The 24,071-nt window shown below is 60.6% G+C and carries 19 protein-coding genes; 7 read left to right on the top strand and 12 right to left on the bottom strand.

Annotated features, from left to right (window positions below; all coding sequences use genetic code 11):
- Positions 1-159: 159 nt before the first annotated feature.
- From CLV45_RS18920 to CLV45_RS18910, 3 genes are all read right to left on the bottom strand, one after another.
- Positions 160-1,173: a hypothetical protein gene (locus tag CLV45_RS18920; protein WP_157807644.1), complete on the bottom strand. Its 1,014-nt coding sequence runs from the start codon at positions 1,171-1,173 to the stop codon at positions 160-162.
- A 90-nt stretch (positions 1,174-1,263) separates the two neighbouring features.
- Positions 1,264-2,127: a 4-hydroxy-3-methylbut-2-enyl diphosphate reductase gene (locus CLV45_RS18915; RefSeq protein WP_100338035.1), complete on the bottom strand. Its 864-nt coding sequence runs from the start codon at positions 2,125-2,127 to the stop codon at positions 1,264-1,266.
- A gap of 390 nt (positions 2,128-2,517) precedes the next feature.
- The gene (locus CLV45_RS18910) at positions 2,518-3,321 is read right to left on the bottom strand and encodes an alpha/beta fold hydrolase (protein ID WP_100338034.1); all 804 of its coding nucleotides are present in this window, start codon (positions 3,319-3,321) and stop codon (positions 2,518-2,520) included.
- A gap of 202 nt (positions 3,322-3,523) precedes the next feature.
- On the opposite strand from CLV45_RS18910, the gene CLV45_RS18905 reads away from it, so the two are divergent.
- The 4 genes from CLV45_RS18905 (at position 3,524) to CLV45_RS25165 (ending at position 10,858) form a co-directional block, all read left to right on the top strand.
- On the top strand, positions 3,524-5,377 hold the full coding sequence (locus CLV45_RS18905; protein WP_100338033.1) for a glycoside hydrolase family 35 protein: 1,854 nt from the start codon (positions 3,524-3,526) through the stop codon (positions 5,375-5,377).
- Between the two features lie 144 nt (positions 5,378-5,521).
- The gene (locus CLV45_RS18900; RefSeq protein WP_100338032.1) at positions 5,522-7,672 is read left to right on the top strand and encodes a glycoside hydrolase family 97 protein; all 2,151 of its coding nucleotides are present in this window, start codon (positions 5,522-5,524) and stop codon (positions 7,670-7,672) included.
- A 575-nt stretch (positions 7,673-8,247) separates the two neighbouring features.
- A complete protein-coding gene (locus tag CLV45_RS18895; protein ID WP_100338031.1) occupies positions 8,248-10,494 on the top strand; it encodes a beta-1,3-glucanase family protein in 2,247 nt (748 codons plus the stop codon).
- 190 nt (positions 10,495-10,684) lie between these two features.
- A complete protein-coding gene (locus tag CLV45_RS25165) occupies positions 10,685-10,858 on the top strand; it encodes a hypothetical protein (RefSeq protein ID WP_170061898.1) in 174 nt (57 codons plus the stop codon).
- A gap of 107 nt (positions 10,859-10,965) precedes the next feature.
- On the opposite strand, the gene CLV45_RS18890 is transcribed toward CLV45_RS25165, so the two are convergent.
- The 5 genes from CLV45_RS18890 to CLV45_RS18870 form a co-directional block, all read right to left on the bottom strand.
- Positions 10,966-11,652 (bottom strand): sterol desaturase family protein, encoded by a 687-nt coding sequence (locus tag CLV45_RS18890; protein ID WP_100338030.1) that lies wholly within the window; start codon positions 11,650-11,652, stop codon positions 10,966-10,968.
- Positions 11,653-11,733: 81 nt separating this feature from the next.
- A complete protein-coding gene (locus CLV45_RS18885; protein ID WP_100338029.1) occupies positions 11,734-12,255 on the bottom strand; it encodes a shikimate kinase in 522 nt (173 codons plus the stop codon).
- Positions 12,256-12,402: 147 nt separating this feature from the next.
- On the bottom strand, positions 12,403-13,458 hold the full coding sequence (locus CLV45_RS18880) for an ABC transporter permease (RefSeq protein ID WP_100338028.1): 1,056 nt from the start codon (positions 13,456-13,458) through the stop codon (positions 12,403-12,405).
- A gap of 91 nt (positions 13,459-13,549) precedes the next feature.
- Complete coding sequence (locus CLV45_RS18875) at positions 13,550-14,659, bottom strand: BT_3928 family protein (protein ID WP_100338027.1); 1,110 nt, start codon at positions 14,657-14,659, stop codon at positions 13,550-13,552.
- A 269-nt stretch (positions 14,660-14,928) separates the two neighbouring features.
- Positions 14,929-15,474, bottom strand: coding sequence for a DUF1599 domain-containing protein (locus tag CLV45_RS18870; protein ID WP_100338026.1), 546 nt, complete (start codon positions 15,472-15,474; stop codon positions 14,929-14,931).
- A gap of 115 nt (positions 15,475-15,589) precedes the next feature.
- Between CLV45_RS18870 and folP the strand changes: the two genes are divergently transcribed.
- Entirely contained in the window at positions 15,590-16,405 is an 816-nt protein-coding gene (gene folP, locus CLV45_RS18865; protein ID WP_317045127.1) for a dihydropteroate synthase, read from the top strand.
- Complete coding sequence (gene cdaA, locus CLV45_RS18860) at positions 16,402-17,238, top strand: diadenylate cyclase CdaA (RefSeq protein WP_100338024.1); 837 nt, start codon at positions 16,402-16,404, stop codon at positions 17,236-17,238. The genes folP and cdaA overlap by 4 nt, the downstream gene beginning before the upstream one ends.
- 46 nt (positions 17,239-17,284) lie before the next feature.
- On the opposite strand, the gene kbl is transcribed toward cdaA, so the two are convergent.
- Positions 17,285-18,532: a glycine C-acetyltransferase gene (kbl, locus tag CLV45_RS18855; protein WP_100338023.1), complete on the bottom strand. Its 1,248-nt coding sequence runs from the start codon at positions 18,530-18,532 to the stop codon at positions 17,285-17,287.
- Positions 18,533-18,805: 273 nt separating this feature from the next.
- Positions 18,806-19,861 (bottom strand): patatin-like phospholipase family protein, encoded by a 1,056-nt coding sequence (locus CLV45_RS18850; protein ID WP_100338022.1) that lies wholly within the window; start codon positions 19,859-19,861, stop codon positions 18,806-18,808.
- 250 nt (positions 19,862-20,111) lie between these two features.
- Between CLV45_RS18850 and CLV45_RS18845 the strand changes: the two genes are divergently transcribed.
- Positions 20,112-21,083: an NAD-dependent epimerase/dehydratase family protein gene (locus CLV45_RS18845; RefSeq protein ID WP_100338021.1), complete on the top strand. Its 972-nt coding sequence runs from the start codon at positions 20,112-20,114 to the stop codon at positions 21,081-21,083.
- 84 nt (positions 21,084-21,167) lie between these two features.
- On the opposite strand, the gene CLV45_RS18840 is transcribed toward CLV45_RS18845, so the two are convergent.
- Together CLV45_RS18840 and CLV45_RS18835 are read right to left on the bottom strand one after the other, a co-directional pair.
- Positions 21,168-22,847, bottom strand: coding sequence for a T9SS type A sorting domain-containing protein (locus tag CLV45_RS18840; RefSeq protein WP_100338020.1), 1,680 nt, complete (start codon positions 22,845-22,847; stop codon positions 21,168-21,170).
- Positions 22,848-23,096: 249 nt separating this feature from the next.
- Entirely contained in the window at positions 23,097-23,912 is an 816-nt protein-coding gene (locus tag CLV45_RS18835) for a TerC family protein (RefSeq protein ID WP_100338019.1), read from the bottom strand.
- Positions 23,913-24,071: the final 159 nt, after the last annotated feature.

Below are 24,071 nucleotides of genomic sequence, written 5' to 3'. Positions count from 1 at the left end.
ACTAACTAGCGTATCTAATAATTATGCTCCCAAATATGCAGAAATAATTTCAACAAATTCAAGAAGAGGCAAAATTTATTTTAAAAAATTTCCAAAAACAGCCTTTCAATAATATAACCAACTATCTTACAACTATTTGTGTCAACAAACCAATACTATTTAGCTTTCTATCGGGTGCGCAATGAGGCCGAATCGGCCGGCAAAGGTGTCCAGGATAAGGGTATGGTGACGGAAAGGCTCATTGCCCAGCATGCCGCCCATGCCTGATGCCCGCATTAGGACGTATTGCCACCACTTCACGCCCTGAATGTAGGTGACACGGCGCAGCGGCAGAGCAATGGCGCCCAGCTCCAGTTTGGCCTGGGTGGGCGCCGTATAGGCAGTTAGGGTATGCCCCCAGGAGTTTACGTCGCTGGTTTGCACTGCGGCCCCCACCTCGGCCAAAGCTTTCCAAGGCTTTCTATTCGTTATTAGGGCGTAAGCACTGCTACCCGAGTCGAATAGCAGTTCGTACTGCTGGCCCAGCAGCGTAGCGCGGAGCAATAAACGGCGCTTACGGAAGCGCAGCGGAATAAAAACTGCCCGGCGAGCCAGCGCTGCGGGTAGTTGAGGGAAAAGCTGAAACCGACGCTGCGCATAGTCGAGCACCAGCACCCGGTTTTCCAGCACGTCGGCCCCCAGCGTACCGATGATGAAGGGCTCGGCACTATCGGCGGGCAATTCCTCGTCGCCGTACTCTACTACCCGGACCTGGGCAGCTACTACGGTCGCCGCCCCAAGTTGGAAGCTGAAATTTGGTACGCTCGCGCCGTGTACCTGCACGACTGCCGCAGTAGCGGGATAGGCGGTTCGCAGAGCGTGCAGGGCATGCGCGTACAGCAGGGAAGAAGGCGCGCCGGTATCAAACTGGAGGTAGCAGGTAAGTGGACAACCGGGCAGCTGGACGGGCACGAGCAGGGCCGCGCAGGGCTCCGGCGGTACTGCATCCGGATCGGCCTGCCACTGGAAGGTGCACTGAGCTAGAATATTAGGCACGCTGAGCTGGTTTGGGGCCGGCTCAAACCGTTTGCGCAGGTAATAATACCCACCCAGGCCCCCGAGCAACAGCAAAGCCAGGGCGCCCGGTCCATATGTAGTAAGTTTTCCCGTCGAAGGACGAATTGCCGTAGGCATACACGTATCGTAATAATAAGTAAATCAGCTAGTAACACAGGCTAGACTTGCCCGCAGGATACTAGCTACCCCAAACCTTGGGGCGCTGACCTAACTGGCAATGGCCGGCACGGCTACCAGGGCGGCCCGGACATCTTCGAGCAGCCACATGGGCGTGCTGGTGGCCCCGCAGATTCCGACGGATTGGCCGGGCTCAAACCAGCCTAAATCCAACTCTTCGACTTTCGAAATGAAGTGCGTGTTCGGGTTGGCCGCCTTGCAGACCTGGTAGAGGGCTTTGCCGTTGCTGCTCTTGGTGCCCGACACAAAAACAATGTGGTCGAAGCGGACGGCAAAGTGACGCAGGTCTTTGTCGCGGTTGCTGACCTGCCGGCAAATCGTGTCGTTGGCTATTACCGTGTAGCCGCGCGCCTCCAGCTCCTGCTTGATGCGGTAAAAGCTGTCGGGGCTTTTGGTGGTCTGACTGTAGAGCGTCAGTTCCTGGGGCAGCGGGTGCTGCAGCAGCTGATCCAGATTTTCGAATACCACGGCGTTGCCCTGGGTTTGGCCCAACAGGCCCTGCACTTCGGCGTGGCCGTGGGTGCCGTAGATGAAAATCTTGTTTTGCTTGTCGTAGCTGGCCTTGATGCGGTTCTGGAGCTTGAGCACCACCGGGCAAGAGGCGTCAATCAGGGTCAGGTTGTTGAGCAGGGCAATCCGGTAAGTGCTCGGCGGCTCGCCGTGGGCCCGGATCAGCACCATTTCATTACGCAGCTGCGCAAAAACGTCATAAGTAATGATGCGCAGGCCCAGGGACTTCAGCCGCTCTACTTCTTCCTCGTTGTGCACGATGTCGCCTAGACAGTACAGATAGTCTTGGTCATCTAGTATTTCCTCGGCCATCTGGATGGCGTAGGTAACGCCAAAGCAAAAGCCGGAGTCCTGGTCGATACTAACGGTAAGATTATGTGCCATGTAATCGGGCTGGATAACGATAAAGGATAATTCTAAACTATAATCGAGGCGCTAAGCGCGCTAACAGGGCACCGCTTAGCGCTGCAACAAATTCACTCTACCAGCCAAGCAGCAAACAGGCGAGGCCGTGAAGCCAACTACCGAACCGACCGGGGGCTGGAATACGATAATACGCGTGAAATTATCGTCGCTGCTACGCGACTGGAAATATCAGCAGTACGGAAAAAAGGCGGAAACTACCAGGCGGGAAGCTTCGGGAGTAATACGGTAAGCGGTAATGATAGATGATATATAGCGCCGCAATATAAATTCTTTTTGTGAAATACTACAACTCGCGGCAATAATTAGCACAAAAGCCTACTTATCAGAATATTATTCACACTACCCTACTTAGTTGACGTGGCGAGACAAATAGGCTTCCAGCGCGTTCAGGGTTTCGGTGGGGGCACTGAGCTGGGGACAGTGCCCACTGACAGGCAGGGTAACCAGCGTAGCATCGGGAATAGTGGCCGCCAGGTAGTCGCCGACTTCGGGCGGGGCCACCAGGTCTTCGGCGCACTGCAGGAGCAGGCAGGGAGTACGCAGCTGGCCAACGTCCTGCCGGTTGTCGGACAGAAACGTGACGCGGGCAAACTGCCGGGCAATGGCGGGGTTGGTCTGGCAGAAGCTGTGGGTCAGTTCGGCGGCCAGCGTGGGCCGGTCGGGGGCCCCCATAATGAAGGGCGCGAAGGTATCGGCCCAGCCCACGTAGTCGGTTTCCATGAAGGCCAGCATAGCTTCCAGGTCGGCGCGGTCGAAGCCGCCGTAGTAGTTGGCATCGTTGATGTAGCAAGGCGAGGGGCAGAGCAGCAGCAGTTGCTGAAACCGCTCGGGGGCGGTAATGGCCGCCAAAGTACCAATCATGGCTCCGACGGAGTGGCCGATGAGGTAGATGGGCTGGTGGTTGAGGTGGTCACAGATTTCAAGCACGTCCTGGGCGTAGCCGTCCAGGGAGGCGTACTTGGCGGGTTCGTAGGCCGCCGCCACCGACAAGCCCGCCCCGACGTGGTCGAACAGCACCAGAGTGAAGTGTTCGGCGAAGGCCGGGGTGAGGTAGCGCCAGATGCTTTGGTCGCAGCCAAAGCCGTTGACAAAGAGCAGCGTATGGGGCCCGCTGCCGATTATATGGACGTTATTACGTTGTAGCACATTCATAGCGGCTCTACTCCTCCCTGATTAAATAAAAACGACAAGCTCAACAGTATAAATCTACTTATTCTAAAGATAATCTATTTCGTTGATTTTCTAACAAGAGCCAGTAAAGCCCAGGAGAGTGGCGGAACCGGGACCGGCTAGCTTGCAATACCGTACCCGGGATGGACGGGGCACCCTCAAAACCAGCTAACCTGAACTTGTCATGTGGAAGTTGCTACTCGGAATTTGGCTTTTGAGTGTGACGGGCCCAGTGCGGGCCCAGGCGCCGGCGCACACCTTCGCGCTGGCCGATGAGCAGTTTGTGCTCGATGGGCGGCCATTTCAAATGATATCGGGGGAAATGCACTACCCGCGGGTGCCCCGGAAGGCCTGGCGGCAGCGGATGCGCATGGCCAAGGCCATGGGGCTGAACACAATTGGAACCTACGTCTTCTGGAACCTGCACGAGCCGGCGCCCGGAAAGTTCGACTTTGCCGGCAACAATGACATTGCCGCCTTCGTGCAAACGGCCCAGCAGGAGGGCTTGTGGGTGGTGCTGCGGCCCAGCCCCTACGTGTGCGCAGAGTGGGAATTTGGCGGCTACCCGTATTGGTTGCAACAGGAAACCGGCCTGCGGGTACGCAGTAAGGACCCCAAGTTTGTGGCCGCCTACCGCCGCTACATTCGGGCCGTGGGCCGGCAGTTGGCGCCCTTGCAGGTAAACCACGGCGGCCCGGTGCTGATGGTGCAGCTGGAAAACGAGTACGGCTCTTACGGCAACGACCAGGACTACCTGAAGCTCAACCAGCAGCTCTTCCGGGAAGCCGGTTTCGACGGACTGCTCTACACCTGCGACCCGGCCAAGGACGTGGTCAACGGCCACCTGCCCGGCCTGCTGCCCGCCGTGAACGGGCTGGACAAACCCGGCCAGGTAAAGCAGCTGGTGCGGCAGTACCACGGCGGCAAGGGCCCGTACTTTATTGCGGAGTGGTATCCGGCCTGGTTCGACTGGTGGGGCACCCCGCACCACACCGTGCCGGCCGCCACCTACGCCGCCCGCCTCGACTCGGTGCTGGGTGCGGGCATTTCCATTAATATGTACATGTTTCACGGCGGCACCACCCGGGGCTTTCTGAACGGGGCCAACTACAAAGGACCCGGCAAACCCTACGAGCCCCAGACCAGCAGCTACGACTACGACGCGCCCCTGGACGAGGCCGGCAACGCCACGGCCAAATTCCGGGCGTTCCGGCAGGTTATCGAAAAGCACTTGCCGGCGGGTACCACGCTGCCACCGGTGCCGGCGGCCAAGCCCACGATGCAGCTCCCGCCCATTCCGCTGACCACGGGCCGCCGCCTCACCACCCAGCTGCCCAAGCCCCGGGTGAGTGCCCGGCCCCTGACGTTTGAGGACCTGAACCAGGCCTACGGCTTCGTGCTCTACCGGACCCAGCTCCAGGGCGGCCGCACCGGCACGCTACGCATCAAAGAGCTGCGCGACTACGCCGTGGTGCTGGTGAACGGGCAGCGCGCGGCCGTGCTGGACCGCCGCCTCAGCCAGGACAGCGTGGCGTTGACCTTGCCGGCCGGCACCGTGACGCTGGATATCCTGGTGGAAAACCTGGGCCGCATCAACTTCGGGCCTTACCTGAACGACAACCGCAAGGGCATCACCCGGCACGTCACCTTCGGCGGGCAAGAGCTGACCGGCTGGCAGCACTTCAGCCTACCCTTCGACGATATTACCAAGGCCGCGGCGACGTTGAAAGGCCCGCCGGCCAGTTCTGAAACCGGGCCGGTGCTGCGCAGCGGCAGCTTCACCGTAGCCACGCCGGCCGATACGTACTTGGATATGAGCCGCTGGGGCAAGGGCTGCGTGTGGCTCAACGGCCACCACCTGGGCCGCTACTGGGAAGTGGGCCCCCAGCAGACCCTGTACGTGCCGGCCGAGTGGCTCCGCAAGGGCCGCAACGAGGTAGTGGTGCTGGAGCTGCTCAAGCCCGGCCAAACGGAGCTGCGCACGGTGAATCAGCCGATTCTGAGCGTGGTGAAGTCGGCGGCCGGGGCTCAGCCCTAGCACGACGCGGCCGGGCTGCCGCAACCAAACCAACTGATAAAGCGGCGGATAGGAAGAGTTTCGGGGCAGGGTGGATTAGTTGCGTAATTTTTTCATTGTTTTGCCTTGCAAACCACTGAACTTCTAACGCCTACCTCCCACCCTATGAAATACAATTTACGCCGCCCGGCGGCTTTTTCCCTGCGGACTTTGGCCACCACCCTGGTGCTGCTGAGCCTGCTCTGGACCACGGCCCGGGCCGAGGAAATAAAGTCGCCCAACCAGCAGCTGGTCCTCACCTTCGCGCTGCAGAGCGACGGGGTTCCGACTTACGCCCTGACCTACAAAGGCCGGCCGGTGATTAAGACCAGCAAGCTGGGCCTGGAGCTCAAAAATGCCCCGGCCCTGACCAGCGGCTTTGCCGTGGCCGACGCCAAGCAAACTACCTTCGACGAGACCTGGCAACCGGTGTGGGGCGAAACCAAAAGCATCCGCAACCACTACAACGAGCTGACCGTGAACCTGCAGCAGGCCGCCACCAGCCGCACGGTGGTGCTGCACTTTCGGGTGTTTGATGATGGCCTGGGCTTCCGCTACGAGTTTCCGCTCCAGCCCAAGCTCGACTACTTCGTGGTGAAAGAGGAAAAGTCGCAGTTTGCCCTGGCCGGCGACCATAAGGCCTTCTGGCTGCCCGGCGACTACGACACCCAGGAATACAGCACCGTCACGTCGAACCTCTCGGAGGTGCGGGGCAAGATGAAGGCCGCCACCACGCCCAATGCTTCCCAGACGCCCTTCTCCCCCACCGGCGTGCAGACGCCGCTCATGCTCAAGAGCAAGGACGGCCTCTACATCAACATTCACGAGGCAGCGCTGGTCGACTATTCCTGCATGCACCTGGAGCTCGACGACAAGAACTTCGTGCTCGAGTCGCACCTGACGCCGGATGCCGCCGGCAACAAAGGCGAGCTGCAAACGCCCTGCGTGTCGCCCTGGCGTACGATTATCGTGAGCGACAAAGCCGGCGACATTCTGCAGAGCAAGCTGGTGCTGAACCTCAACGAGCCGAGCAAAATCAAGGATACCTCCTGGATTAAGCCCGTGAAGTACGTGGGCGTGTGGTGGGAAATGATTACGGGCAAGAGCACCTGGTCGTACACCAACCAGGAAAATATCAAGCTCGACGCCCTCGACTACGCCAGCGTGAAGCCCAACGGCACCCACGGCGCCAATAACGCCAACGTGAAGCGCTACATCGACTTTGCCGCCAAGCACGGCTTCGACGCGGTGCTGGTGGAAGGCTGGAACACGGGCTGGGAAGACTGGTTTGGCAAGCACAAAGACTACGTGTTCGACTTCGTGACGCCCTACCCCGACTTCGACGTGCAGGAGCTGAACCGCTACGCCCTGAGCAAGGGGGTGCGCATCATCATGCACCACGAAACCTCGGGCTCGGTGCGCAACTACGAGCGGCACCTGGACTCGGCGTTTCAGTTTATGAATAAGTACGGCTACACGGCCGTGAAAACCGGCTACGTGGGCGACATCGTGCCCCTGGGCCACCACCACTACGACCAGTGGGTAAACAACCATTACCAGTACGTGCTGGAAAAAGCCGCCGCGCATAAAATCATGGTGAACGGGCACGAGGCCGTGCGTCCCACCGGCCTGGCCCGCACCTACCCCAACCTGATTGGCAACGAAGCCGCCCGCGGCACCGAGTACGAGTCGTTTGGCGGCAACAACGCCGACCACACCACCATCTTGCCCTTCACCCGCCTCATCGGCGGCCCAATGGACTACACGCCCGGCATTTTCCAGACCAAGGTCAGTGCCTACAACCCGCAGAACAACTCCTTCGTGCACACCACCCTGGCCCGGCAGCTGGCCCTGTACGTGACGATGTACTCGCCCCTGCAGATGGCCGCCGACCTGCCCGAAACCTACGAGAAACACCTCGACGCTTTCCAGTTTATCAAGGACGTGGCCGTGGACTGGGACGCTACCGAAGTGCTGGAGGCTGAGCCCGGCGACTATATCACCTACGCCCGCAAGGCCAAGGGCAAGAGCAGCTGGTTTGTGGGCAGCACCAACGACGAAAACGGCCGGACCTCGAAAATCAGCCTGAGCTTCCTGGAGCCCGGCAAAAAATATGTGGCCACTATCTACGCCGATGCTAAGGACGCCCACTACGAGAAGAACCCGCAGGCTTACGCCATCCGCAAACAGACGGTGACCAGCAAAACCAAGCTGAGCCAGTACTGCGCCCCCGGCGGCGGTTACGCCATCAGCATCGTGGAGGCCGGCGCCAAGTAGCCTTTCCTCATTTCGCAGTAAGCCCCGCTTTACCAGGTGTAAGGCGGGGCTTTGCTTTTAAGAGTGCCGCGGTGAAGTTCTATTCCTGCCAACACAGGTTCTTTCCACCTCTTGTCCGGCTGCCACCTAACTGTTGCGGGTGGCTGAATGAATAACATAAGCAGGAGGAAACAACGTCCCGCATTGAAATATTTTCAAAAATATTACTTCAACAGCAGCATTTTTTACTTGTTTTTTAAACGAATAGCCTAAACACACACTTCATTGCCGGAATCCGGTATTTCTGCGCTAGTGGAAAAATGCGTGTGTGCCGTAACCAGAATGGCCGTGCGACCTAAGCGTAATTCAGGGACCTGCTTACCCGTTTTAGCAAAATGAAGTCCTTGCTTTTCTTGAAAAAGGCCTACTATATTTAAATCACACCAGCGGCTACGCAGTCTGTTTTAAACTGCTTCCTGGCTCCACCGCGGAGCTGCCGCGCTACTCCTTTCCGGCTTGTTCTACTGCCCTGCTTCCGGGGTGGTCGGCCGCGTAGTGCCCTGCTCTTTCCAATTCCCACTCTAACCCCAAACTCCATGAAAACCCGTACGCGTACCGCCTGGCGAAGCCTGTTGGTTTTGCTGAGCACCCTGCTCTTTTCGGCCACCAGCTGGGCCCAGGGCAGCATTCCGTTTACCATTGCCAACAACTCTCCCTTCCCCGACACCGACCTCTACGTGGCCATCGTCGGCATCGACCCGGCCGGCAACCACGTCTGGATCAACGCGGCCAACAGCCAGGTGCTGCCCATGTCCTCGTCGTATAACACCGTGACCGGGCCGACCTACAACGGCAACACCGGCCCGGGCGCCAACTCCAAGTACGCGGCCTGCTTTACGCGGCTGAGCAGCATCCCGAACAAGACCTTTACCCTGCCCTACATTGCCGGCTGCCGGGTGTTCATTTCCCGGGGCCAGCAGCTTTACCTCTACTTCTTCGGCGCTTCGGGGGCACCCTCGGGCTACGCGGCCCCGAACGCCCAGAACCCGAACGACCCGAACCGGGGCATCATGTACGAGTTCATCGAGCTGACCAACAACCAGTACGGCTTCTTTGGCAACACCACCCGCGTCGACGCCTTCCGCTACCCCATGGGCCTGGAATTGTTCGGCAACGGCTACCAGAAGCGCACGGGTGAGCTGAAATCCGCCGCCGACATCGTGGCCGCCTATAAGGCCAACGTGCCGACCGAGTTTCAGGGCACGGTGAACAGCACGACCGGCGAAATCACCTTCCCCTCCAAGACGCCGGCTTTCCAGGACGGCTCCAACGGCACCGTAGCCGGCCCCTACGGCCAGTACTTCAAGAGCTACATCGACGCCATCTGGAACAAGTATAAGACCACGGACCTGATTTTCTACGCCGGCAACGCGGGCGTATTCAAAGGCCGCGTCGATGCCAACGACCGGCTAGTCGTGGTAGGGCAGAATGGCGCTTTTGCCGGCCGCACGGGCATCATCAACGGCCGCCCTACTACGCAGATGGCCTTCGAAGGCAAAGGCTTGCTCGACAACCGGGTAAGCGACGGTGACTGTGACTTAGTAGTACAAGCCCAGATGACGGCCGCCATCAACCGCCACGTGGTGGACGTAACCACCGCCACGCCCGGGCAGCAGAACTGGTACGACGCCTCGAAGTACTACCAAGCAGGCCCAGCCAACTACTACGCCCGCTTCTGGCACCTGCCCGGTATCAGCGTGGATAACCTCAGCTACGGCTTTGCCTACGACGACGTGAATGACCAGTCGGCCACGCTGCAAACGGCCCAGCCCACCAAGGTTATTGCCACTTTCGGCGGCTTTGCCGGCTCCACGCCGCCTCCGGTTTCGGGCGTGGCCACCGTCTACAAGGACTGTAACTACACCGGCACGGCCGTGAACCTGCCCGCCGGCGACTACACCCTCTCGGCCCTGCAAAGCCGCGGCATCCTGAACGACGATATTTCCTCGCTCAAGGTGAATACCGGCTACGAAGTGGTGCTGTATGAAAATGACAACTTCGCCGGAGCGGCCCTCACGGTGGGCAGCGCCGGCAACGGCTGCCTGGTGAATAACCCGCTGGGCACCGGCAACTGGAACGACAAGGCCACTTCCGTGCGGGTGCGCACCGCCACCAGCTCCACGTTCAGCGTGACGCTGCAGGCCGAAGCCGCCAACGTGAACAACGGCATGACCGTGGAAACCACCACCGATGCGGGCGGCGGGCAGAACATGGGCTACGTGGACGCCGGTGACTACCTGGTTTGGAACGGCATCAACTTCCCCACCACCGGCACCTACACCATCGAGTACCGGGTGGCCAGCGGGGCCAGCGGCGGCACGATTTCGTCGGACCTCAACGCCGGCGCCATTCAGTTCGGCAACTCGGCCATCCCGGCCACCGGTGGCTGGCAGACCTGGACCACGGTGTCGAAAACGGTGACCATCAACGCAGGCACTTATAACTTCGGCATCTACGCCCAGACCGGCGGCTGGAACATTAACTGGGTCCGCATCACCAAAGCTGGGGCCGCGCGCCCGGCCCTGGCTACTTCGGCCCAGAGCAACTCCGAGGCGCTCCAGCTTTACCCCAACCCGGCGGCCGACAAGCTCTACCTGAACTCGGATACGCCGCTGGCTGGCAGTCAGTACCGGATTCTGGACATCAGCGGCCGGACCATGAGTAGCGGGGCTCTGGAGAGCAACACGGTGGAAGTAGCCAAACTGTCCGCTGGTATCTATACTCTGCTGGTAATTACGCCCGACCAGCAGCAGATTCTGCGCCGCTTTGTAAAAAGCAAATAGCACGGGATTCTGCCCCAATTAGAAAAGGCTGCCTCTGCAAAGGCAGCCTTTTCTGTTTCAACCCATCAGCTCGGTGCTCCCGGGCCGCGCCGGAGCACGGTGGGCCGGGTCAACCTTTTTGGCACGGGGTCAGTACGTAGTAAAGCAAGGCCTTGCGGGCCTCTTCCACACACTTCTCTTCGCCCTGACCATGAAAAACTACCGTTTGTACTTCCTGCCCGTTTTCCTAGTGTTGCTGACCTTTTCGCTCAGCGGCTGCGAGGTAGTTGGTGATATATTCAAAGCCGGCATGTGGACGGGCCTGATTGGCGTCGTGCTGGTCGTGCTGCTGGTACTCTTCCTGATCCGCAAGATGCGCGGGTAACACCCGGCGGGCTTTTCCCCGGCTACCCGGCAAAAAGCGCATCCTTTGACATAAAAAAAGCCCCCGGTAATACTACCGGGGGCTTTTTTTGCGCAAAGTCAAATGGGTTATTCGGCCGTGCTGGATTTTTTGCTGGGCATGGTCCCGATGATATGGTCCCAGAGCGTGGACGACACGCCGAAGGCAATTTCGTCCTGCCGGTAGTGGTGCTGGGCGTGGTGGGTCCACCACACTTTCAGGAAGTTCTTCGGGGGCGCGTAGGCGTGAATGGCGTAGTGCACAAACAGATACAGCGCGTAGCCGAAGGTGAAGCCGGCCAGAATGCCAAAGGCGTAGCTGCCGAAGGTGAAGCGGAAAATAAAGAACAGCAGCGAAGCCACGAACACCGTAATGATGGGCGGCATGGCCAGGCGGGTCTTGTCCTTGGGATACTCGTGGTGCACCCCGTGCATGGTGTACTGAAACTTGGCCCGCTTCGGCGTGGTGGCCGGAATGTGGTAGAGGTAGCGGTGCATGGCATACTCCACGTAGGTAAACATGAACCAGCCCAGCAAAAACAGCCCGAAGGCCGACAGCCCGTTGATGAAGCCGTGGGTCAGGCCGTAGTACAGGCTGCCCGCCGCCGTCAGCAGAAAGATGGATACCGGCAGGGCAATGTGGGTGTGGGTCAGGCGCTCCAGCACCGGGTTTTTGAACAGCTGAGCCGAACCCTTGTGCTTGGGTTTGATCTGGTCAGGCGTTTTTACCGGGGAAGGGGCTACTTCGGGGGCTGAGATGGAAGAAGCGGAATTCATAAGGAATGATCAGCTAGTAAGGAGAGGCAAAAGTACGCAGTGCGGCACAAACACTGCGCCGAATACGCGGCGGCGGGCAAATTAGCTGCTGGTCCGGTACTGTTCCAGCAGGCGCTGCACCACGGCCACCGTGCAGGCCAAACCCGTGCAGCGTAGCGGCGCGCGGCTATAAAACTGTTCCCGCGCGTCTAAGGTTTCGCGCAGGCGTTTCTCGAGGGCCTCGGGGCTACCGGCCTGGGCCAGCAGGGGCCGGCTGGCAGCCCCGCGCTGCAGCCGCCGCACCAGCTCTTCCAGCGGGGCGTGCAGGTACAGGGTGTAGCCAGTTTCGAGTAGCACGTCCAGGTTCTGGTGGAAGCAGGGCGTACCGCCGCCGGTGGCCAGCACCAGCCGCGGCAGCTCGGCCACCACCTCACGCAGCACGGCGGCTTCGCGCTGCCGGAAGTAGGCTTCGCCCTCGGCCGCAAAAATTTCGGCAATGCTGCGCTGCTCCCGCCGCACGATTTCGTGGTCCAGGTCCCGGAACGGCAGCCCGTAGGCCGTAGCCAACGCCCGGCCCAGCGTCGTCTTGCCCGCCCCCGGCATTCCAATCAAGTACAGACGCATGGCTTTTCTAATATGCTAATGGGTTGGAATGTGGGTAAGGTGCTAATGTAGTTCCGTCATTCTTCCTCGCAAGGACACATTCTATTCATTTCTCACATTTTCCACATTCAGCCTTAGCACATTCACCCACATTAGCACCTCAGCACATTAAGAGAGCTTTACCCGTGGGTCGAGCACGGCGTAGAGCACGTCGACAACGATGTTGACGACCACGAAGAGGAAGGCAATGAAGATAGTAGCGCCCATCACGACCGGGAAGTCCAGGTTTTCGACGGCCCGCAGCGTGACGGTGCCCAGGCCTTTCCAGTTGAAGATGTACTCGATGAAGAAGGCCCCCGCCATGAGCGAAGCCAGCCAGCCCGATACGGCCGTAATAACCGGGTTCAGGGCGTTTTTTAGGGCATGGCCCATGACGACGCGGTAGCCCGACAAGCCCTTGGCCCGGGCCGTGCGGATGTAGTCCTGGCTGAGCACGTCGAGCATGGAGCTGCGGGTAAGCTGGGTAATGACGGCCAGGGGCCGGATGCCCAACGCAAAGGCCGGCAGCAGCAGGTTGCGCAGCACCAGGTGGCGGCCCGTGAAGGGGTCGGTTTCGTAGAGCTGCCCGGTCAGGTTCAGGCCGGTCCAGTGGCTCCAGTAGAAGCCGAAGGTCATGGCAATCAGGATGCCGGCCACGAAGGACGGCACCGAAATGCCCAGCACGGACGTCGTAATCAGGGCCCGGTCGAGCCAGGAGTGGGGCTTGAGGGCCGCTAGGATACCAAAGGCAATGCCCAGCACCGCCGCCAGCAGCATGGCCGCCAGGGCCAGCCACAAGGTGCCCGTGAAATGGTCGAGCAGGATGCGCAGCACGTCCTTGTTGCTCTGAAACGAGCGGCGCAGATACGGTACTTTCAGCACCACGGCTTTTTCCCCCAGCGGCAGCAGAGCTACCCCACCGTACTTGGCCACCCCGGCCGAGTCGCGCGGGTGCAGGCCCAGCGGCGACACGTCGTTGAGGTAGCCCACCAGCTGCACCGGCACGGGCTGGTCGAGGCCCAGGTCGGCGGCAATGGCGGCACGGGTAGCCAGGTCCGAGCGTTGGCCGGCCAGCAGCGCCACCGGGTCGCCGGGCAGCACCGTAAACAGGAAGAATACCGTCAGGGCCACGCCGGCCAGCACCAGTACGCCCTGCAGCAGCCGACGCAACACAAAGGAAAGCATGGGGTAGTTGTTAGTTGTTGGTTGTTAGTTGTTAGTGGTTAGTGCAAAGGCCAACAGAACGACCTAACAACTGACAACCAACAACTAACGACTAAAGAAGCTCTTCCAGCTTGGCGCGGCTGGGAATGTCGTGGTAGTGGAACTTGCCTTTCACCACGCCGTCCTTGAGCAGCATAAAGCCGGGGTTGGAGCGAATCATGGATTTGAGCACCGTCGCGTCGGCGTAGTAGAAGGGGGCCGAGAGGTTGACTTCGTGGCGGAAGGCGTCGAACTCGGCCGGGCTGCTGCTGGTGATGATGAGCGGGGTAATCTTCTTCTTCGACGAGTCGGCCGATACGATGAGCTGGTTGATGAGCTCAAACCGGTCCCGGTCGGCGTGGTCGGTGTTCTGCACGATGAGCACCAGCTTATTGCCCTTGAGCAGTTCCTGGGTGTAGTCGCCCTGGTCGTTCCAGACCTTAAAATCGGTAATTTTCGGGGCCGACTCCGGGTTCAGGGCCACCATCTGCTTGTACTTCCAGGTCGTGTCGGTGGGGTACTCGGTAAACTCCTGGGTTTCGCCGTTGCGCTCCATGATGTACTTGTAGCGCATGGCCGCCGAGGGCTTCATCAGCTGCCCGATGTCGTTGCCGACCTTGTAGGGCAGAAAATCGAAGTAGGGCAAGTGGCCCAGGGCCCGCACCCCGATGCCGATGGCCACGGCCGAAGCCAGGGTGATGTACATGATGCCCAGCATGCCCTTGGCAAACACCCGGCGCAGGTAGCGCTGGTTGAAGAACACCACCGCCCAGAGCACGAGCAGGAACACGTCCTTGCTGAACGAGGTCCAGGGTGTGAGCTTGATAAAGTCGCCGAAGCAGCCGCAGTCCGTTACCTTGTTGAAGGCCGCCGAGTAGAACGTCAGGAAGGTGAAGAAGACCAGCAGCACCAGCAGCACCCACAGCGTTTGGCGCAGGTACCAGCGCAAGAGCAGCGCCACGCCCAGAATCACTTCCAAAGAACTCAGTGTGAGCGACAACAGCCGGGCACTGTCCTTGAACCACAGAAAGAAGCCGGCCAGGCTGGGCACGGCGGCCGCAAACACCTCAAAGTATTCTTCCAGCTTGTAGGCCGTGCCGATAGGGTCGTTGAGCTTGACCAGCCCGGAGAAGATAAACAGGCCACCCAGCAGCAGCCAGCAGATTCGGGTAATAAGTCTCATATAGGGGGTGATACTTGGGGCCTAGCGCGTGGAGTACAGGGCACCGGTACCAGTTTGGAAGTCAGAAGGCGAAGATTCGGCTATAGTACGCAGTTTTGAGCTCTGCAAGTTACTGAACCGGAGGGCACGCCCCAGGTTTTTGGCCAAAGACCGGTCAGCCCGGGGCAGAGGCGCCTAGTTGCGTGTCCTCATCCGCGCCGTACCATCGATTGTCGTTCAACGATTGAGACGCAACTATGCGTCTTTACCTCATTCGACCAACCCAAGCCCTAAGCGCTATACCCCAGCTTAATCAGGGCGAAGACGGCGTAGTTGAGCATGTCGCGGTAGTTGGCGTCCACGCCTTCCGAGACGCGGGTCAGGCCGGCCAAGTCCTCAATCTGCTTGGTGCGGTGCAGCTTCATCAGGATAATGTCGGTGATGCTTTCCACCCGCATCTGCCGCCAGGCCTCGCCGTAGTCGTGGTTTTTGGCAAACAGCAGGCGGCGGTTTTCCTCCACCTGCTCGTTGTAGGCGACCTCTACCTCGGTCGGTTCCAGGTCCAGGGGCGCGTCGGCGGGCAGGCGCAGCTGCATCAGGGCCATGACGCAGTAGTTGATGATGGCCACGAACTCCTCGTCCACGCCGTCGGCCACGAGCTGGGTGCCCTTCTCCTGGATGGAGCGGATGCGCTGGGCCTTGATGTAGATCTGGTCGGTGATGGAGGGCAGGCGCATGATGCGCCACGCGGTGCCGTAGTCGTGGGTCTTGGCCAGAAACAGGCGGCGGCATTTGCCAATCACCTGGTCGTACTCGTGCTGGGTTTGGTTACTCAAAATTTTCAGCCTACTTTTAAGAATCCCGGTTTTTAGCCTCTTTGCCATGTCTGCCCAGGCCGCGAAAGATACGTGTTTTTCTCCGAGGCAAACGCTGCGTTGCCCGGGGGGGCGCGTGCTGAATCTGGCCACGCCCCAGGTCATGGGCATCCTGAATCTGACCCCGGATTCGTTCTTCGCCAAGAGCCGGGTGGGCGGGCAGGATGACCTGCTGCACCGCGCCGAAGCCATGCTCACGGCCGGGGCCAGCATTCTGGACGTGGGCGGCTACTCTTCCCGCCCCGGCGCCGAGCACATCAGCGAAGAAGAAGAGAAAAGCCGGGTGCTGCCCGCCGTGGAGGCCCTGCGCCGCGCGTTTCCCCAGGCCTTCCTGTCCATCGACACCTTTCGCAGCAGCGTGGCCTGCGCGGCCGTGGCCGCCGGGGCCGACCTCATCAACGACATCAGCGGCGGGGAGCTGGATACCAACATGTTTGCCACCGCCGGGCAGCTGCAGGTGCCCTACGTGCTGATGCACATGCGCGGCACGCCCCAAACCATGCAACAGCTCACCGACTACCCCGACGGCCTCGTGCTGGAGTTGGTGCGCTACTTCCGCGACAAAGTAGCCCGCCTGCGCGCGGCCGGCGTCACCGACATTATTCTGGACCCCGGCTTCGGCTTTGCCAAGACGGCCACCCAAAATCACGAGCTGCTGGCGCATCTGCGCGAACTGCAACTGCTGGGCTTGCCCATCCTGGCGGGCCTCTCGCGTAAGGCCATGGTGTATAAGCCCCTGGGGCTGACGCCCGACTCGGCCCTGAGCGGAACCGTGGCCGTAAATACCATTGCCCTGCTCAACGGCGCCCGGCTCTTGCGCGTACACGACGTAGCCGAAGCCGTGCAAACCGTTCGGCTCGTTTCCCGCACCCTTCACCCCTCGTCCCCGTGATTGGCACCTTCAGCATCGGCTTCCTGCGCATTGGCTGGATAGACGTCGTGGACGTGCTGCTGGTTACGGTGCTGTTCTATCAGCTCTACAAGCTGCTGACGGGGAGTGTGGCGCTGAAGATTTTTCTGGGGCTGATGTCCATCTACTTGCTCTATCTGGTGGTGAAAGCCGCCGGCATGGAGCTGCTCACCAGCATCCTGGGGCAGTTTATGAGCGTGGGCGTGCTGGCCAGCATCATCCTGTTTCAGCAGGAAATTCGCCGCTTTTTGCTCACCATCGGCAAGGCCACGGCCTTTGATAGGATGCGAGTGTTTCCGTGGCGGCGCGACGCGCCCGCCGAGCGCATGAGCATCACGCCCTTCGTGGAAGCAGCCAAAAGCCTGGCCGGCAAAAATACCGGAGCCCTGATTGCCTTCCAGATGGTGTCGGATTTGAAGTTCTACGCCGACTCCGGCGACCTAATTGACGCCGCCGTGAGCAAGCGCCTGCTCATGTCGATTTTCAACAAGACCTCGCCGCTGCACGACGGGGCCGTGATTATCACTAATAACCGTATCAAGGCCGCCCGCTGCATCTTGCCCGTGAGCGAGAACCCCGACGTGCCCGCCTCCATGGGCCTGCGCCACCGCGCCGCCATCGGCCTCACCGAAGTCACCGACTCGGTGGTGCTGGTGGTGAGCGAGGAAACCGGGCAGATTTCGCTGGTCCGGGGCGGGGAAGTGTTCCGCAACCTGTCGTCCTCCGATTTGCGGGCCCGCCTCAACGAGTTCCTCTTCGACGCCGCCCCCAAGCCGGCCAGTACCTCGGCCTCGGCGGCGGAGGTAGCGGCGTAAAGGCCTCAGCTTGGCCCTCTCCTCGGGAGAGGGCCAAGCTGAGAAACTACGGCGTGTTCGTAACTACCTGGCCGGCTTCGGGTTGCTCGGCCGAGCGGTCCTTGAGTGTACCCAGTTCCCGACCGACTTCGATAAAGGCCTGGATGGCTTTGTCGAGGTGGGCGCGGGTGTGGGCGGCGGAGAGCTGCACCCGGATGCGGGCCTGGCCCTTGGGCACCACCGGGAAGTAGAAGCCCACCACATAGATGCCCTTGTCGAGCATCTTGGCGGCAAATTCCTGGGCCAGGCGCGCGTCGTAGAGCATGACGGGCACGATGGGGTGCTCCCCGGGCTTGATGTCGAAGCCGGCCGCGGTCATTTTCTCGCGGAAGTACTTGGTGTTTTCCTCGAGCTGATCGCGCAGCTGGGTGCTTTCGGTGAGCAGCTCCAGCACCCGCAGCGAGGCGCCCACAATGGCGGGCGCGAGGGTGTTGGAGAACAAATACGGGCGGCTGCGCTGGCGCAGCATCTCGATGATTTCCTTGCGGCCCGAGGTGAAGCCGCCCATGGCCCCGCCCAGGGCTTTACCCAGGGTGCCGGTAATGATGTCGACCCGGCCCAGCACGTCGCGGTACTCGTGGGTGCCGCGGCCGGTCTTGCCCAGAAAGCCCATGCTGTGGCACTCGTCAATCATAACCAGGGCCTGGTACTTGTCGGCCAGGTCGCAGATTTTATCGAGCTGGGCAATGGTGCCGTCCATGCTGAACGAGCCGTCGGTGACGATGATGCGGTGGCGGGTGCCCTTGGCCTGGGCGTCCTGGAGCTGGGCTTCCAGGTCGGCCATATCGTTGTGGGTGTAGCGGTAGCGCTGGGCCTTGCACAGGCGCACCCCGTCGATGATGCTGGCGTGGTTCAGGGCATCCGAAATAATGGCGTCCTGCTCGTTGAACAGGGGCTCGAACACCCCGCCGTTGGCGTCGAAGGCAGCGGCGTAGAGAATGGTGTCCTCGGTGCCCAGAAACTCGGCCAGCTTGGCTTCGAGCTGCTTGTGAATGTCCTGGGTGCCGCAGATAAAGCGCACCGACGACATGCCGTAGCCGTGGGTGTCAATGGCCTCTTTGGCGGCCTTGATTACCTCGGGGTGGGACGAGAGGCCCAGGTAGTTGTTGGCGCAGAAGTTGAGCACCTCCCCCGCTTCGTCGGTCGTGATTTCGGCACCCTGGGCGGAGGTAATTACCCGCTCCTTCTTGAAGAGGCCGTTGTCTTTGATTTCCTGGAGCTGCTGCTGCAGATCGGGCTGGAGGGTGGTGTACATGCGGTGAATGAGTGAATGAGTGACTTGGTGAGTGGGGTACGGCAAAAGTACGGACTTCGGAGGTTCTGCTCGTTCCTCGTCTGTCATCCTGAGCAGAGCGAAGGACCTTCCTTACCTACCCCACTGCTGCTCTTACCAATGTGACAAAGCCTTTTACTGCTGGTGTGGTGAAGGGCTTTGTGCATTTAACAAGTCTTGTCACTTAGGCGAGGAAGGTCCTTCGCTCTGCTCAGGATGACAGATGAAGCAAGAAGAACTTCACTCATTCACTGTTTACAGCCGGCGGCTCAGGAACTGCTGCACCCCGGCCTGGCCGCAGTCCAGGAGCTGCTGCTTCTGCTGGGCCGTGAGCCGCTTGATTTTGGGGTTGAAGCCAGCCGTGCTGATGCTCACGGTGCGGGGCCAGTCGGCGGGGCGGGCGGGGTTCAGGTTTTCCAGGGCCACGGTGTAGAGGGCGCCCACGTAGCTACCGAAGCTGTTGATGACGTACGGGGCCAGCTGCTGGCGGCCGTTGGCCAGGGTATCGTAGGCAATCTGCTCGGGCCGGTCGAGGCGCAGGCCCAGGGTTTCGGGGTTAACGGCCGGCTGGTGGGCGGCGGCCTGGGCGGCGGGCAGGTACTGGGGCTTATCGAATAAATCCACGGGGTAGTTGGCCAGCAGGCCCCCATCCACCAGCACTTCCACGGCCTGGTTCTTGGCGGGCTTATGCACCACGTGGCCCTGAGTATCAAGCAGCACGGCCCGGAAGTAGAGCGGGATGCTCATACTGATGCGTACCGCGTCGGCCACGCGCAGATCAGGATGGGTTTCGTAGCTGAAGACCTGCACCTGCTGGCGGGTCAGGTTGGTGCCGGTGGTGTACAGGTCCCGGCCTTTGCCCTGGGTTGCCAAGTCGTGGAGCTGAGCCAGGGTCAGGTCGGCCGAGCCGGTTTTGCGGGCCACCAGCTCGCCCATAAACTTGGTAAACTGGTCGCCGCGGTACCAGCCGTACTGCTTGATGAGCCGGGTGCTGCCCCCGAAGAACATCAGGCGGCCGTCGTTGAGGCGCTGCACGGGCATCTCATTCACGACGGCAATAATCTCGGCCGGCGAGTAGCCCACGGCCAGCAACGCGGCCTGAATGGCCCCGGCCGAGGTGCCGCCCACCCGCCGGATGCCGGCCAGTACGCCCTGCTGCTCCAGCTCCTGCAGGGCCCCGCCGTAGGCAATACCCCGGATGCCCCCACCTTCCATCACCAGGTTGCGGTAGGGGCGCACGGTGGTCGGTTGGGCCACCGCGGCCGTGGTCAGGCTCAGCAGCCCCAAAAACAGGCACAAATGACGCATCATACGCAGTTAGAATAAGGCCAGAAGATAAGGATACTACGGCGCTACACCAGCCGGAGCGCCATTCGGCGCGGGAGGTTGGCCACAGGGCAAAATCCTGTACGGGCCGACAAGGAATTAGCCCCGAACCACTTACCCGACCAACCCCGGTCCCGGCGACTTACGTACCAGCTCAACGGGGCAGCCCCACCCCACAAACCGCGTCTGTGCGGTATCTTTGCTTCCCCACTCCACCCTCCCACCCACTCTGCTCATGCACGCTACTCCCAGTGATACTATCCTCGTTATCGGCGCCGGCGGCCAGCTCGGGCTCGAACTAACCCACGAGCTGCGCCAGCGCTACGGCGCCTCCCAGGTGGTGGCGGCCGACGTGCGGGGCCCCAAAAACGCCGCCGTGCAGGAAAGCGGCCCGTTTGAGCTGCTCGACGTGCTGGATAAAAACCGCCTGGAAGAAGTTATCCGCCGCTACAAGCCCAAGCAGGTCTACCACCTGGCGGCCCTGCTCTCGGCCACGGCCGAGAAGAACCCCAAGTTTGGCTGGCAGCTGAATATGGACGGCCTGTTTCACGTGCTCGACGCCAGCGTAGACCTGGGCGTGCAGCGCGTGTACTGGCCCAGCAGCATTGCCGTCTTCGGCCCCGACACGCCCCGCGACAACACGCCCCAGCTCACCGTGATGAACCCCAACACGGTGTACGGCATCAGCAAGCTGGCCGGGGAACAGTGGTGCGAGTGGTACTTCCGCAAGCACGGCCTGGACGTGCGCAGCCTGCGCTACCCCGGCCTGATTGGCTACAAGAGCCTGCCCGGCGGCGGCACTACTGATTACGCCGTGGATATCTACCACAAAGCCGTGGCCGGGCAAGACTATGAGTGCTTCCTGCAGGAAGACACATATTTGCCAATGATGTACATGCCCGACGCGCTGAAGGCCACCCTGGACCTGATGCACGCCCCAGCCGAGCAAATCAAGATTCGCAGTTCCTATAACCTGGGCGCCATGAGCTTCTCGCCCAAGGAAATTACGGCCAGTATCCAGCGCCACCTGCCCGACTTCCGAGTGACCTACCAGCCCGACTCCCGCCAGCAGATTGCCGACTCCTGGCCCGCCAGCATCGACGACAGCCGAGCCCGCCAGGACTGGGGCTGGCAGCCCGACTTCGACCTGGACAAGATGACCCAGGACATGCTGCTACACCTCAAGCAACAGTTGCAGCCAGCCTAGCAGGCCATTCTGTTGCTGTAAAAAGGCCCCGTTGTCACGACAGCGGGGCCTTTTATTAAGCATTAGCGAAAAGCAGAAGGCGGGTTACTCCACCACTAGCCGGGTAACGGCCGCGCCGCAGCGCACCAGGTACAGGCCCGGCGCCAGGCCGGCTACGTCGAGTGTAGCGGTGGTAGCGCGGGCGGGCAGCAACTGGCGGCGCACCTCCCGGCCCAGGCCGTCGAGCAGCTGCACGGAGCGCGGAGCAGCCGTGGCCTGGGGCCAGATGAGGCGGGCTTGGGTAATAGCCGGGTTGGGAACCAGCGTGAATACTTCCGCGGGGGCAGTGGCCTTGGTAGCTGAAACCACGCCATTGAACTGCGCTACTAGTCCGTAAAATGAATTGCTGGAGCCGACGGTAGTAGAGCCAAATGTAACGGTAGGGCCCTGCGAATAGCCAACCATAACCCCTCCGCCGCGGCCATCGGCTACCAGCGCGTTTACAAACTGCTTATCGGCACCGCCCGCGCCCAAAGCCGAAACCCAGGTCCCCGCGGCATCGAGCTGGGCAACGAATATGTCGGCCGTAGGATCGGGAGCAGCAGCATTGGTGAGCGTGAAGGCGCCCAGAGCAAGGCTCGGGCTGCTAAAGGAGCCCGCTACTGTCACCGCGCCATTGGCACCAAGTACTAAGCGGGGATTTTCCTCATTGCCTAGGCCACCGGCCCGAACTGCCTGGGTCCACTGCCCGGCGGTGTTTCGGCGCGCGACGAAGATGTCACTGGTGTTGGAATAACCAGTGTCCGTATTGGCGGGGTCGGCGTTAACGAGCGTGGTGCCTCCGATGGTCAGTTTAGGACTTCTGAAGCTACCCACTACGGTTACGTTGCCGGCGGCGTCAAGGGCCATCTGGCCAATGGATTCAGTGTTAGGCCCGCCCAAGGAGGTTGCTTCCGACCACTTCCCATCCATGCCCAGTCGGCCCAGGAAGATGTTGGAAAAGGGCGTCGATGCGTCAGTGAAGCGGACGTTACCCATTGTAAAGGTACCGCCGTACTGCCCCGCTACCAAAACGGAACCATCGGGATAAGCAGCGAGTGAAGTAACCGATTCGTAAAAGCTCCCTTGGCAGCTGATGGCCTGCGTCCACTGTCCAGCAGGATTTAGCCGAGCCGCAAACAAGTCCGGGTAAATGGAAGCACGGGGGTCACTTGGCGTGCGAGTGACCGTAAAGGAGCCGAATGTAACCGCGTCACTATCAAAACTGCCTGCTGTTACTATTTGCCCGGCGGCATCCAGGGTCAAGGCGCTTATGCCCTCGTCTCCATAGCTCCCGGCCTGCACAACCTGGGTCCACTCCCCGGCGGGGTTGAGCCGGGCCACGAAGGCGTCACTTTTACCGTTACTGGTGGAGAGCGTGCGCGACCCAAACGTTACGGAAGTACCGTTTATCCCCCCGCCCACTGCTAGCTCGCCGCTGGGCAGTAACAGCAGAGCCGAAGCGCCATCGTCACCCTCACCACCGGCCCGCACAGCCTGCACCCACTGCCCCGCCGGGTTGAGGCGGGCCACAAAGATGTCGCGATTACCGGCGCTGTTCAGCGTAAACGAACCTAGCGTGAGAGTGCCCCCGAAGGAGCCCGCTACGACCACATTGCCGGCCACGTCGTAGCAAGTGGTGTTGCAAAAGGTAAGACCAGTGCCGGGGACAGAGGCCAAGGCCAAGGCCCGCTGCCAGCTTTGGGCGCGCAGAGCCGCGGGCAGGGCCAGAAGGAATAGCGCCAACAGGCTTATTCGCCGGTAGTGAGTACAGAAATGCATAGCAACCGATGTGGATGAGGGCGTGGTAATGCTTGAAGCAGTTACTGCTCAATAATTTGCGAGCAAGGCCCCAGCCCCGCCGGCTCCAAGAAACGGATAATTATTCGCACTGTAGTCAGCCAGAAAGCATTTCGCGGGCCGCAGTAATTCAAATTACTGCGGCCCGCGAAACGTCATTTATCAATCAATGGGGAAGCCTGCTTTTTTAGCCTTTTACCCCACCCTCTTCTTCTCCTCGGGCTTGCGCTTCGGAATCTTGGGCATGGTCATGTGCCGGGGCACGTTGAAGAGCCAGGAGGTAATGAGGGGCACTACGAAAAAGCCCACGGTAATAAGCGTCAGGCCCACGTCGGCGCCGTGGCTGCCCAGGAATACGCTGAACGGGTGGGTCGGCAGGTAATGCTCAAACAAGGACAGCATCAGCTTCAAACCCAGCACCCCGATAACGAGGAAGGCGGCCGTTTCCAGAAACGGATACTTGGCCATGAGCAGCACGAAGGCCTGGGCTACGAGCCGCATAGCCAGGATGCCGATAAACACGCCCAGGCAAATCAGAATCAGGTTGTCGGTGAAGGCCACGACGGCAAACACGTTGTCGATGCTGAAGGCCAGGTCCATGAGCTCAATCAGGGCCACGGTAGCCCAAAACTTGCCAAACAGGCCCAAGGTGCGCTTGTAGAGCCAGCTTTTCTCCTTGTCGATTTCCTCGTCCTCATCAGAGGACGAGGAGCGTTTGGGCTTAAACTGGTTGTAGGCCAAATACACCAGGTACAAGCCGCCCAAGGGCTTTAGAAACCAGAACTCAATTAGATAAGAAGCAAACAGGATGCAGATGCCGCGAAACACGTAGGCCCCGATGATGCCGTAGCGCAGGGCTTTGTGGCGCTGCTCCTTGGGCAGGTCGCCGACCATCGTGGCCAGTACCGCCGCGTTATCCACCGACAACAGGCTCTCGATAATGACCAGGTTGCCGACAATAGCCGCGGCGGCTAACGGGTTATCAAGAATTTGCTGGACGTGTGGATTCATAAAGGGAAACGAATGGTAAATCGGCGCCGGTCCTGATACGCGGCCGGAGCGGCGCTTGGTTATCTGAACACATCGGCCGCCGGGGCAAAGTTGCACAAGGTAAATTTTTCCCGGGCCAGGCTACTGGTTTGGGCGGCCCAATGCCCCAACCCGCGCCGC

Source organism: Hymenobacter chitinivorans DSM 11115, assembly GCF_002797555.1.
Lineage (GTDB): Bacteria > Bacteroidota > Bacteroidia > Cytophagales > Hymenobacteraceae > Hymenobacter > Hymenobacter chitinivorans.
Note: the sequence above shows the minus strand (reverse complement) of the source record. Positions and strands in the feature narration are given on the sequence as shown.